Origin of the sequence: Pseudoalteromonas fuliginea (assembly GCF_000690055.1) — a bacterium.
Lineage (GTDB): Bacteria > Pseudomonadota > Gammaproteobacteria > Enterobacterales > Alteromonadaceae > Pseudoalteromonas > Pseudoalteromonas fuliginea.
In genome coordinates this window covers 55,161-68,111 of sequence record NZ_JJNZ01000001.1, presented here as the reverse complement: position 1 = coordinate 68,111, position 12,951 = coordinate 55,161, and the positions used below count along the sequence as shown (strand labels likewise).

Here is a 12,951-nt window from a genome sequence, read left to right as displayed (position 1 = left end):
TTCAAACACGGGCGTAGCTTTGAGTTGTTAACCTTCAACATCTGTAGTTCTCTCGCTAATTCGTGCAAGCCTAATTTTAGATATTGGAGTGAGATCCTCACCGTCAAAATGAAGAATCCCCTCTTCTTTCATTCGCTCAACCTCTCTGATAACTCTATGCGAAGGCAAGAAGTCACCTAACTTATCCACCAACTCTCTAGCTATAGCTACCTTACCCATTCGACGAGTTTTGCGAATTTCAGATAAGATATGATTTCTTATAGTTTCTTCCCTAGCTTCAGATTCTACCATGCGCGACGTTTGAATAGCGTTTTCTAACAAATTCTCCAGCTCCTTTCCTATGCCAGAAACTTTCCCATCTGCAATTTTTTGTCTGTTTAAAATTTCATTAAGCTGTTTATCCAAAGCTGATTTTATCTCTGAGACCTTCTCATCAGCTTTTCTATCTGCCTCTTCAAGTATTTTATTTCTTTCCTCTTCGCTAGAAACTGATTCATCATCAACGTTCCATATGTGCTTTCGCATATCAGACACTGTTTCTTTCATCATCGAGAAAGTATCTGAGTACAATTTATCAAAAAGCTTCTCAAGTCGCTGAACACTTGCATCTATACCTTTCGCGGCTTCTGTTGTTGCTTTAGAAGCTTCATTTGACATCCGAAAAAACACAATCGATAACCAAATCGCTCCAACTGCAAGTATTAAAGATGCAATCGATGCAATGAATGCTACTAATTCAATTCCTGTCAAACTTGCCTCCACAGTTTCTGAGGTCATAATTATTCCCTGAAAGCTAAAAACTCATCTACGACATTTGTAGCTTTATAAACCGACAAATGTCCCTATATTCAATGCATTTACCTTAACCACCAAATAATCACTTGTAAACAATTACCTAACTTCCAATCAGTTTATGCAATCGCCAAAACATACCAAAATGGTAGAGAACTGTAATATTAGAAAAAACAGACACTTCCCATACAAACTTATTGTTTATTGAAATTCAGCATGTGTTATTTAAAAGGCGCTACTTAATTTCAAAGTATTGAATCTAACGCCTTTAAGCTAATACCTTTAAATTAAAACCTTTAAAACGGCTCAATTTATACTCGCCAAACCCTTTATACCTGCACAAATGTATTCAACCATAACGCTTTACGATATTATGCTCTTTTATATTTAATTTAACTTTCAGGGCATATAATGACAACGCACACACCGCCTTCCCACTCAGCCAACACAGCTGAAAACACCTCTCTTTTTTACGTAATATTTATATCGGCTGTGGCTGCTATTGGTGGCTTTTTGTTTGGTTTTGACTCGGGCGTTATTAACGGCACGGTGTCGGCGCTAGGTAATGCATTTAATTCAAGCAGTGTGGCTACGGGCTTTAATGTAGCGTCTGTGTTATTAGGGTGCGCCTTAGGTGCACTTGCTGCGGGGCCGCTGGCTGATAAGTTTGGTCGCCGTGCAATTATGATCATCACCGCGATTATTTTTGCCATTAGTGCATTTGGGTCGGGCATTAGCGAAAGCTCTGCGGAGTTTATTTTTTACCGTTTATTTGGTGGTTTAGGTATTGGTGCGGCATCGGTATTAGCGCCAGCTTACATTGCAGAAGTTGCGCCACCAGCACTACGTGGTCGTTTAGCTACACTACAACAACTCGCTATTGTACTGGGTTTGTTTGCTGCGTTTTTAAGTAACTATTTAATAGCTGATGCAGCAGGTAGTGCGCAAAATATTTTAATGCTTGATATAGCCGCTTGGCGCTGGATGTTTTGGGCTGAGCTTGTGCCTGCTGTGTTATTTTTAGTGGGTGTTTTGTTTATTCCGGAGTCGCCTCGTTATTTAGTGGCGCAAGGTAAAGTGGATGATGCAAAAGCGGTATTTAGTAAAATTTCGAACGACAACCTTGATGCGCGCAAATAAGCGATGTTAAAGGCTCTTTGCATAGCGATACAAAGCCAAGCATTCGCGATTTATTTATTGATAACAGTAAAAAAGTACACCCAATTGTTTGGGTGGGTGTTGCGCTGAGTGTATTTCAGCAATTTGTGGGTATTAACGTGGTATTTTATTACGGCTCTGAGCTTTGGCAAGCCGCTGGGTTTGACGAGTCGCAATCGTTATTTATAAATGTACTCGCAGGCACTACTAATATTGTATCAACCTTTATTGCCATTGCCCTAGTTGACAAGATTGGCCGTAAACCACTGCTATTAGTAGGCAGTATTGGTATGTTTATCAGCTTAAGCGCGCTTACTTATATATTTGGCAGTGCAGGCCTTGATGAAGCAGGCAAACTTGCACTTAGCGATAACATGGGTACGTTTGCGCTTATTATGGCTAACTTATTTGTGGTATTTTTTGGCTTAAGTTGGGGCCCAATTGTGTGGGTATTATTAGGCGAAATGTTTAATAACCGTATTCGTGGGGCAGCGCTTGCTGTTGCGGCTAGTGCGCAGTGGATTGCTAACTTTGCCATTACCATGACCTTCCCTATTATGCTGGCCAATATTGGCCTTGCTGGCGCTTATGGCTTTTATGCGTTATCGGCACTTATAAGTATATTTTTTGTTGTTAAATACATAAAAGAAACACGCGGTAAAACGCTCGAATCTATGTAGATTGATATTACATAGTCAGTAATGGCGAGGCTACTCGCCATTTAGCTACGAGCTTTAAAACTCAAATAATACACCCAATTGAGTTGTTTCATTGCGGCCGAACTCAACTTCAGTACTCGCATACGAAAGTGAAAGTAAAACCAGATCACCCAGCGGTACTTCAAATCTTACTTTATAAGTAAAATCAGTTCCTGAAAATTCCTCTTTTGCCTCAGGACCTGGGTTTAAAAAAAACCCTTGTTTAGTGTCTAATTCCCAGCGCGATAACCCAACCATTGGCACAACCCTAAAGTGTGTTGCTAAATCAAATGAATACCCTATCATTGCCTTAAATTCATACGTTTCGTAACTATCAAAAGTACCAAATAATACATCACTTGATGTATAGGCTAAATTAGCCTCTGTGACTACATTGTTTTCAAACTTATAACCGAGTATATAACCAAGCGAAAACCCGTCGGTGTCAAAATCTTCTTTTAAAATTGCAAAATCTTTATCTACTTTTATTTTTCCTGTACCAAGCTCAACGCCCATTCTTACTTGAGCCTCATTGGCATGTGTAGTAAAACTACTCATTAACAATGTAAATGCACTAAGTGTGATTATTTTTTTCATTTTATTATCCAATATTGAGTTGACCTTAAAACGACACTTTGTTGCTCCAAGGGTGTGTTCAATATATGATATTAAGCGTACCCAAATTAATCCACGGACATAACCGGACATTTTATGTATTGCGTTAGGAAACCTTTTGTCAAAATTGAAATCCCTCCTAAGCCGTAAAATATTTAATACCGACTTACAAGAGTGAAAATTGAACAATTCAAAAACTGCCCTTCTAAATCGAGGGCAATTACAGCAATATATAATAGAGCAATCGATAAAACATTTATGGCTTGCCAATCAAATAGGTGTAAGCGAAAAAACCCTTACCCGATGGCTTAATGGCTCAGTTACAAGAATACGTCTGAGTAATTTAAATAAGCTTGCGAGTGCTTTAAATTGTGAAAAAGGAAGCTTGATTGCCCGTTCAGAAGTGGATATTTACCCGAGTGAAGAGAACCGAGATATTTTAGTAAATGAATTGCATAACGATGGGCTTTTGTATGAACTAATGATGAGCAGTAAAATTAAGCTCGCTATTTCTTTAATTAAATCAACATTTCACTCCGCATTACCAAGCGCTATTGTGGCCAACTTCTATATTAAACTTGGTTATGCCGCGCTTATTCATCGTCAATATGAAAAAGCACTACAATATTTTGATAAAGGCCTTAATAAAGCAATTAAAGTGAATGATCTTCCGTTAGTGTTTTCTGCTAATTTAGGCACTGCAATTACTTTACTATTCTCTTGTGAGTTTAAAAGATCACACCATTATTTAGTAATATGTAATGCCACATTACAACACGCGAACCAAGAAAAGGCTCACTATTACAGCACAAATGCACTTTTCTATTTATATTCTGGTGATATAAACGCTGCAATCCAATCAGCTAATTTATGCTTAAACGAATGTGATATAACAACCGATTCAATAGAAAAGAATCTATTTAAGAGTACCGCTTTACAGCTGCTCGGCGCGTGTTATTTGTTACAAGGCGATATTGAATTAGCGTATACACTTTGCGCTGAATCACTAAACGTAGCCAATCTATCTGGGTATAATCGCTGTGTTGCGGTATCAAAAGGATACTTAGCCGCTATTCATTGCACAAACGCAAACTATGTACTTGCAGAGCAACTTATAGCCCAGAGTATTGCCTTAGTAAGTGACGAAGATATTGCACTACCGAGCTTGTTGTGTATCTCATTATTTATTTACCGAAAAACTGGGAACAGTTCAAAATTCGCGGTTTCTTTAAACGCACTAAACAAAATTTGTAACACCGCTACAGTCCCTAACACCTTTGCTATATATCAACTTTATTTAATAAATATAGAGCAAGGTGAGATGCACAAGGCATCTGAAAAATTAACTCATATCGAAAACACACTAACTCAGCTCTCACTCCCGCTTTGGCAGCCATGGTTAACTAAGCTAAGCTAGTATATTTTCAATATGTTAGTAAATCTTTTAACCAGAGTTCAGGTTATGTAGTTTTATTGCACTCATTTGTAAAAACTCACTTATTAGCTGGCTAATTTAATTAAGCTGCCAAGGCTTAATAAATTTTTCCAGATCCGCTTTTGTGACTGGTTTTTGTAAATAATGCGTAATGCCTTTTTTAAATAATTTTGCTATTTGAACATCATCTGTGAGACCCGACAAGATAGCTTTTGGTGTATCAGTATTTAAAGTACTTTTGCTTACTAACTGCTGCGCTACATCACTGCCAAATATTTCTGGCATAAATTCATCTAAAAGCAGTAAATCAAATTGATTATTTAAAGCTAGCGTTAATGCACTAGCACCGTTATCTGCACATGTTACCGAACAACCGAGCATTTCAAGCATCACTTTAGTCGCTACTTGACTTGGTAAGCTATCGTCAGCAACTAATACAGACAAGCGTTTTTGGGCAAACAATGAAGTTCGAATAGCGACCAAGTCTGTATCAAAAAAGGGCCATCCAAGCACATTGTCTGATAATTCTATGTCTTTATTTAGTTCATCAACTTTACCAATAGCATAAAGTTTTATACTGTTTTTTAAAAAGTTAGTATCCAGCTTTCGCATTAAAGAATGACTATTTAAGTGTCGTAAGTCCTCGAGTTGTAGAAATTCATTACAAGTATTTTCGTATAATCTAAAATTAAAAGCATACAGCTCATGAGTGTGCGCTGACATTATTGAACAGCTTTTAAATAATGTTTCGCAATCAGTTAAAACACCAACATTTTGATTAAGCTTAAGTGCTAAATCAATAGGTTGTTTGGTAACTAACAGACCATGCACATCAAATGTATTTTCTTGGTTAGCATCATCTATCCAATAGCAAACATTAACTCCTAAGGTATTCGCTCTAACTTTTAGCACAAAATTATCATTTACTGACTTCAAAGCAGGAATAATAAATTTTTCGCATTGCGCTAAAACGTGTTCATAAGGCGCATGTAAACATACGTAACTGCATTGCAACTCATTGATTAAAGTAATTGACATATACCGCTCTTGTGTTTCGCAGTATTTACCTATTACCCCTTGGATAATTTTTAAAATATGGCTTTGAGTATTCATATATACCTTATGTAACTTTGTATACTCAGCTTAAATCAAGTTACATGCCACATTTATAAACATTCTTTATTGAATATATTCAATAACTTAAAAATTAATATTAAAAACACTTTAGCCGTATTCGCATTTTAAAAATCATAATGCGAAGCATATTGGGGTAACTTCCTATATTTATGCTTTATTCGAACAGTCCAATCGATTTTTTGCGCTTTAAAATATTTTTTAATCATTTAAACTGATATCAATCAAATAAAGGAGAGCATTATGCTAACAGTAATTTTTGGCCGTGAAGGCTGCCCATTTTGTGTACGTGCAAAAGATGTTGCGGAGCAACTATCAAATGAACGTGATGACTTTAAATTTCGTTACATCGATATAATTAAAGAAGGCATTAGTAAGGCCGATCTTGAAAAGTCAGCAGGCAAACCTTGCCCAACAGTGCCGCAAATTTTTGTAGACCAAAATCACATTGGTGGATTTACCGAATTTGAAGCTTACGCAAAAGAAAACCTAGGCTTGTATAAATAAGCTTTGTATTAAATATGTTAACCAGATCAATAAACCCAATATTGAACTGGTTAAATTTCGACCAACATCAAACACATAGAAATTAGTTTCAATTTATACAAGCATTTGCCTCGCGAATCCTATATAATGCGCGCCTCTTTAAATTCGTTGAGGCGTATTAATGTCAGAACCAGTCACGTTTGAATCTCTAAATCTTTCTCCTGCAATTTTGAAGGCAGTTGAAGAGTTGGGTTACAAGACACCATCTGAAATCCAAGCTCAATGTATACCGTTATTGCTAGAAAGAAAGGACGTACTGGGACTAGCTCAAACGGGTACAGGTAAAACCGCAGCATTTGCACTGCCATTACTAAATAATATTGACCCGTCTGTGAAACAGCCACAGATCCTTGTACTCACACCAACACGTGAGCTTGCGATCCAAGTTGCTGAGGCATTCGAACAATATGCTAAACATGTTCGTGGTATTGAAGTATTGGCACTCTATGGTGGCCAAAGCTACAGTATCCAATTAAGCGCACTTCGTCGTGGCGCTCAGGTTATTGTTGCAACTCCAGGTCGTTTAATCGATCACATTAACCGTGGCACTATCAAGTTTGATGCTCTACAAGCACTTGTACTTGATGAAGCCGATGAAATGTTACGTATGGGCTTTATCGATGATGTAGAAAACATCATGGAAAAAACACCGCGCGAAAAGCAAACATGTCTTTTCTCTGCGACTATGCCTAAGCAAATTCAAAACATCAGCAGCAAATATATGAACAATCCTGAACAGGTTCATATCTCTGCGCGTAACTCGACAGTATCATCTGTTGAGCAAGTGTTTTGGAATGCAAGCGTACATAAAAATAAAGCAATTGTTCGCTTCTTAGAAGCTGAGCAATATGAAGGTGCTATTGTTTTCGTTCGTACACGTAACGATACAGTACAACTTGCTGAGTTATTAGAGCGCGAAGGTTTCTCTGCTGCTCCACTTAACGGTGACATGAACCAGCAAGCACGTGAACGCACTGTAGATCGCTTAAAAAGTGGCATGCTAAACATTGTTATTGCAACAGATGTAGCGGCTCGTGGTCTAGATGTTGACCGTTTAAGCTTAGTTATCAACTACGATATCCCACAAGATTCTGAAGCCTACGTTCACCGTATCGGCCGTACAGGTCGTGCTGGTCGTACTGGTAAAGCAATCTTATTCGTAAAACATAACGAACGTTATTTACTTAAAAATATCATTCGTCATACGAAGTCTGAAATTGCTCAAGTTGAATTACCAACAGCAAAAATTGTTGAAGAAAAACGTATTGAAGCGTTACAAGCAAAATTAACTATTGCGCTTGAAAACAAAGACATCACGTTCTTCAATGAAGTAGCGACTAACATGGCTGAAAAACTTGACCTTCCTCTTGAAAGCTTAGCGGGTGCGTTACTGTGTTTAGCACAGCAACAGTCGCCAATTAAAGTTGAAGAAGTTAAGATTCAACCTCGTGAACGTAACGAGCGTAACGACCGTAATTCACGCAACGACCGTGGTGACCGTGGACGTCGTAACGAACGTGGCGGCGAACGTGGTGGTGAACGCGCTGAGCGTAAACCTCGCGAACGTAACAGCCGTGATGCAGGTCCTATGGATACTTACCGTATCGAAGTAGGTCGTGAACATGGTGTTCAGGTTAAAAACATTGTTGGCGCTATCGCTAACGAAGCTGACATCTCAAGCAAGTTTATTGGTGATATTCGTCTACACGACAATCACAGCACGGTTCAATTACCGCAAAACATGCCTAAAGATGTACTTGATCATTTCCAAAAAGTGTTTATTTGTAAACGCCCTATGGGCTTAACAATTACCACTGATCAAGGCCCTGCTGAACCACGTGGCGAACGCTCTGAGCGTCCAGCTGGTGATAAGAAACGCAGCTTTAATAAAGATGACGGCGCACGCGGTGATAAGCGCAGCGGTCCTCGTAAAGAACGTCGCCCTGTAAGCTTCACAGCTAAATAAGCAACGACTCTTTAATAAAAAAACCTTGCCACGAAAGTGACAAGGTTTTTTTGTTTTTAAGCTGCTACAGTGAAAAAAAAGTAAACTTCCGCGTCAATTCAATAGCGGCTTGAGATAGTTTTTTTAGCCTGAGTTCGGGTTACTTAATGCCTATAAATACATTTCTCTGATTTTTAAAATAACAAAAATTCTGTAAACTAGACAAAGGCTATAGTTCACGGACGAATTAAAAATTGAAAAAGATTTACGACAACTTGCTCCTTGTAGCAATAATACTCCCCATTTTATTATGCATCACTCTTCCTATTTTAATGGACTTTACAGATCCACCATTCATCTCAAATGAACTATACGACGTTGTTTTCTTTATAACCCTCCCTATTATCTGTTGTGCACTATTTATCTATTTAAATATACTTATATTCAATAAATATAAACGCTGCAGTAAATATAGAGAATCACTTAAATACAATTTCTCAGATACTAAAATGAAATTAGCATTCATTTTCATGTACCCATTATCCCCTTTATTAATCTTTGGAATACTCTATGTTTTTATCTCTGATCCTATTAAATTATGGGCTTACTACACGCAAGGCGACTATTGGTATAAAGAATACATCCTGACCGATGTACAAGAGTGTGGCACTGAGTATGAAAATAGCTGTACTCGTTTATACTTCAAAGACCCTAAAACGAATAAGATTCATGATTTTAGGTGGTATGACAATAAGTCTACAATAATGAACAACAAAAATGATTATGTGTATATTGTTGGAGAGGCCAGCTTATTTGGCTATATAGTGAGAGATTTAGAAAGGTAACTTAGACTCATTTTTACATTACAGGACTTTTATTTAAAAACCTCACTCAAGTGAGTGAGGTTTTTAAAGGTTTAGGTTAAGGCAATGCTGGATAAATGTAGCTTGCATCTAAACCTAAAGGAATACCAAGTGCCCAATAACCTAATAAAAAGATACTCCAGCCAATCATAAAGGCGATTGAGTACGGCAGCATAATAGCAATTAAAGTGCCTATACCGGTACCTTTGACATACTTTTGACAGTACACAACCACCAATGGGAAGTATGGCATTAACGGTGTAATAATATTAGAGCTTGAGTCACCTACACGATAAGCGGCTTGAGTTAAGTCTGGCGAAATACCAAGTTGCATTAACATCGGTACAAAAATGGGGCCAAGTAACGCCCATTTTGCTGAACTTGAACCTACAAACAAGTTAACAAAGCCAGTTAAAAAGATAATGCCCACAACCGTTACTGCACTTGGCAATTCCATCGCCTTTAATAACTGCGCACCTTCAATTGCGAGCAGTGCACCTAAATTTGATTTACTAAATGCAGCAATAAATAGCGAACAGAAAAACGCCATAACGATATAATACGCCATGCCGCTCATCGCTTTACTCATTGCATCAATCATATCTTTTGAAGTTTTAAAGGTACCTACCGTAAAACCATATACAGTGCCTGGAATCCAAAAAAGTAAAAATATTAATGGTACAATTGATTGCATTAAAGGAGAGCTAAAATTAGTAAGGGATCCGTCACTACTGCGCATTGCAGAATCGTCTGGAGCAGAGACAAATGCTAATAACGCAAGTCCTGCAATCATCACGGTACTGGCTATATAAAAGGCACGTTTTTCATCACTACGTGCATCTTCAAATACAGGTAAATCCTCTTTAGCACCATCAACCGCTGTTTTTTGTAAACGTGGTTCAATAATTTTATCGGTAATGTACCAGCCTAATGCCACAATAAATAAGCTAGATGCTGAAGCAAATGCCCAGTTATTTAATGGGTTAATTGCTATTGCAGGATTAATTATTTGCGCCGCACTTTGGGTAAAGCTTTGTAGTAATGGGTCGATACCCGATGGAATAAAGTTAGCCCCAAAACCACCACTGACTCCTGCAAATGCAGCTGCAATACCCGCAAGCGGATGGCGTCCTGCAGCATAAAATATAACACCTGCAAGTGGAATAACTAATACATAACCTGCGTCAGTAGCGGTATGGCTCACAATGGCCACTAAAATGATTGAAGGCGTTAATAGCTTTTTAGGAGTAACTTTAAGCATTAACTTAAGACCAGTATTAATAAAGCCCGAATGCTCTGCAACACCGACACCTAACATAGCTACTAAAACAACACCTAAGGGAGCGAAGCCAGTAAAGGTTTTTACCATAGAGGATAAAAAGGTAGCAAGCGAATCACTTGCCAGCATATTATTAATAATAATCGCTTCACCGGTACGTGGGTCTATTGCATCAAAACTCACGCTTGAAAACCACCACGACAAAAACCAAATTAATAACATTGCAAATAGAAATATTACTGCTGGATCTGGAAGCTTATTTCCTACTCGCTCAACAAAATTTAAAAAACGCGCTACAACCCCTGAAGGTAAAGCATCTTGATTATTATTCATTCTTATTGTTCCTAAAATTTATTTCAGTAACAATACCCCACAAAAATGAAACAGTAAATTAACATTGAAATTTACTTTAAAAGTTTTGGGCACAAAAAAACACGATAGTGATAAACAAATCGTGTTTTTTGCCACTTAGGGTTAAGCGAGGGCCTTAACTTCTTCCCACAAGCGTGCAACTAATGTTTTGTCTTCTTCGTTAAGCTCGCCGTTGCGATATGCTTTTACTAAGCTTTGCTCTACTGTTTCGTTTAGCTCATCGATACTAATTGTTAGCTTTTCTACTTCGGCATAGCCTACTGCAAGATCATAGTGGCCTCGTAAATAGCCGCCTGCAAATAACTCATCGTCAGTTGCTTTTATTACTAAATCATCGAAGTACTGCTGGGCTGCATCGATATAGTTCACTAAACTCATTTATTAATCTCCTAGTTTTGCAAAGCACCTGTATTTTCAATGTTGTGGTGCCCTACTGCATACATAATATGGTCGTTAAATCCGGTGGTTACTTTAATATAACCCGTTAATTCATCATCTAATTCGCCATCGCCTGTATCACAAATAAGGGGGCGGCCATTAAGCGCTTGTAGTTTTGTTTTTGTTGCTACTACAATAATATTTTCTTTGCCAATTGCGCGTATAAGCACAGGACTCAATTGCTGGTTACCACGGCCAAATATATGCCCTTGCCCGCCAATGAGCGTAATGACTAACTTAGTACTTTGATCATGTGTAAGCTCAAGCAATTGCTTAGCCGTTAAATCTTGGGCAACTAAGGTTTGATCTTTTATTAAATCAACGCCAAGTAACGTATTTTCAAGACCCATTTCTTCCATTATGGCTTCAACCGTTGAGCCGCTACCCATAATATAAAATGTGTCTTCATCCATTTGCGATACAACATGCGCTGCAATGTCGGCAAGTACGAGTTCGTCGGTTTCTTTACCGCCATTTTTAACCGCTTGCATATAGCGTACTTCGCTAGGTGTTTGCATTTCGCCGTAGCGTTTGGCTTTTACTGTGCCTTGCCTGAAAGCATCTTCATCTATATCCATTACATCTGCATCGGCTAAGGTAACTAACTCACCCTTAACCAACATTTCGACTACGCGCCCTGCAGCCTTTGGCGTAATAGCGTAAACACCAGAATGAATTTTACAACCTGCGGGGATACCAAGTACAGGAATGGTATCCTCTATTGCATGGCAAATGTTACGTGCTGTACCGTCGCCTCCGGCAAATAAGACTAAATCAACACCAGAGTTTTTAAGTATTTTTGCTGCTTGTTCTGTGTCATTTGCGGTTGTTATTGCTGCAGTGTTATATACAACCTCTACATTAAAGCCCAAAGCTTTTGCTGTTTGCTCACCCATGTCACCGTTAACAGTGTAAATAGTTAAGCGTTCTTTATAAGGTAATAGCACCTCAAGCGCTGCTTTTGTACGGCTATTTGCTTTTGGCTCTGCACCTAATTCAATTGCTTTAGCGGCTGTGTGCGCGCCATCACTGCCTTTTAAGGCAACTGTGCCGCCTAAACCTGCTACAGGGTTTACAATTAAGCCTAATTTAAACGCCATTACAAAGCTCCTTTGGATGTTGCCAATTAAATTGCTGCGCTGTTAAGGGCCACGTTGTATTGTAAAAATCACACAGTGCTTTTAAAAGTGACTCTGTACGAGAGTTAAAGCCATTTTCGATTAGCGATAATACCCGTGCATGTACTCGCTGCTGAAAATCAAACCGACATGTTTGCTCGCCGTTTAAGTTATCCACCGACACATTAAAATTAAACCCTGCTGCGGTGCTTAATAACCACTCTATAGCTTGGGGCTTTATTTCTACCTTTTCAAACTCAGCTTGTTTTTGTTTGTCGCGCCCGTCTGGGCAGTACCAGTAGCCGTAATCTTCTAATAACCGACGTGCATCACCGGCCACCAGCCAGTGTGCTATTTCATGTAATGCACTGGCATAAAAACCATGCGCAAATACAACTTGGTGATATGGCACCTGCTCTGTTGCTGGTAAATACACAGGCTCACAATCGCCTTTTATCAGTCGTGTATTGTGACTTTGATAAAAAGTGCGCTCAAAAATTGAAATTAGATCAGCTATTTGATGCATAAAAATTGATTAATTCGTCTCGGTTACAGCGC

Annotated in this window: 11 protein-coding genes and 1 pseudogene; 5 read left to right on the top strand and 7 right to left on the bottom strand. The window is 38.5% G+C overall.

Annotated features, from left to right (window positions below):
- Positions 1-27: 27 nt before the first annotated feature.
- Entirely contained in the window at positions 28-777 is a 750-nt protein-coding gene (locus DC53_RS19970) for a hypothetical protein (RefSeq protein ID WP_033028260.1), read from the bottom strand.
- Positions 778-1,203: 426 nt separating this feature from the next.
- On the opposite strand from DC53_RS19970, the pseudogene DC53_RS0120250 reads away from it, so the two are divergent.
- A pseudogene (locus DC53_RS0120250) lies at positions 1,204-2,630 on the top strand (sugar porter family MFS transporter).
- Positions 2,631-2,684: 54 nt separating this feature from the next.
- On the opposite strand, the gene DC53_RS19975 reads toward DC53_RS0120250, so the two are convergent.
- Complete coding sequence (locus DC53_RS19975; RefSeq protein ID WP_237113693.1) at positions 2,685-3,245, bottom strand: outer membrane beta-barrel protein; 561 nt, start codon at positions 3,243-3,245, stop codon at positions 2,685-2,687.
- A gap of 199 nt (positions 3,246-3,444) precedes the next feature.
- Here DC53_RS19975 and DC53_RS19980 point away from each other — a divergent pair, with 199 nt between their 5' ends.
- On the top strand, positions 3,445-4,680 hold the full coding sequence (locus tag DC53_RS19980) for a helix-turn-helix domain-containing protein (protein WP_008138531.1): 1,236 nt from the start codon (positions 3,445-3,447) through the stop codon (positions 4,678-4,680).
- Between the two features lie 96 nt (positions 4,681-4,776).
- Here the strand turns inward: DC53_RS19980 and DC53_RS19985 are convergent, their stop codons facing one another.
- A complete protein-coding gene (locus DC53_RS19985) occupies positions 4,777-5,811 on the bottom strand; it encodes a response regulator (RefSeq protein ID WP_033028259.1) in 1,035 nt (344 codons plus the stop codon).
- Positions 5,812-6,075: 264 nt separating this feature from the next.
- Between DC53_RS19985 and DC53_RS19990 the strand changes: the two genes are divergently transcribed.
- The 3 genes from DC53_RS19990 (at position 6,076) to DC53_RS22505 (ending at position 9,168) form a co-directional block, all read left to right on the top strand.
- Positions 6,076-6,339 (top strand): GrxA family glutaredoxin, encoded by a 264-nt coding sequence (locus DC53_RS19990; RefSeq protein ID WP_007585470.1) that lies wholly within the window; start codon positions 6,076-6,078, stop codon positions 6,337-6,339.
- Positions 6,340-6,499: 160 nt separating this feature from the next.
- Positions 6,500-8,344, top strand: coding sequence for a DEAD/DEAH box helicase (locus DC53_RS19995; RefSeq protein WP_007378970.1), 1,845 nt, complete (start codon positions 6,500-6,502; stop codon positions 8,342-8,344).
- A gap of 488 nt (positions 8,345-8,832) precedes the next feature.
- The gene (locus DC53_RS22505; RefSeq protein ID WP_239462845.1) at positions 8,833-9,168 is read left to right on the top strand and encodes a hypothetical protein; all 336 of its coding nucleotides are present in this window, start codon (positions 8,833-8,835) and stop codon (positions 9,166-9,168) included.
- A gap of 76 nt (positions 9,169-9,244) precedes the next feature.
- Here DC53_RS22505 and DC53_RS20005 read toward each other — a convergent pair whose 3' ends face one another.
- The 4 genes from DC53_RS20005 to DC53_RS20015 all read right to left on the bottom strand — a co-directional run bounded on the left by DC53_RS20005 (position 9,245) and on the right by DC53_RS20015 (position 12,919).
- A complete protein-coding gene (locus DC53_RS20005) occupies positions 9,245-10,798 on the bottom strand; it encodes an AbgT family transporter (RefSeq protein WP_033028257.1) in 1,554 nt (517 codons plus the stop codon).
- 141 nt (positions 10,799-10,939) lie between these two features.
- Positions 10,940-11,215: a YfcL family protein gene (locus DC53_RS20010; RefSeq protein ID WP_008138544.1), complete on the bottom strand. Its 276-nt coding sequence runs from the start codon at positions 11,213-11,215 to the stop codon at positions 10,940-10,942.
- Positions 11,216-11,226: 11 nt separating this feature from the next.
- Positions 11,227-12,375 (bottom strand): ATP-NAD kinase family protein, encoded by a 1,149-nt coding sequence (locus tag DC53_RS0120245; RefSeq protein ID WP_033028256.1) that lies wholly within the window; start codon positions 12,373-12,375, stop codon positions 11,227-11,229.
- Positions 12,365-12,919, bottom strand: coding sequence for an elongation factor P hydroxylase (locus DC53_RS20015; protein ID WP_033028255.1), 555 nt, complete (start codon positions 12,917-12,919; stop codon positions 12,365-12,367). The genes DC53_RS0120245 and DC53_RS20015 overlap by 11 nt, the downstream gene beginning before the upstream one ends.
- Between the last annotated feature and the right edge of the window lie 32 nt (positions 12,920-12,951).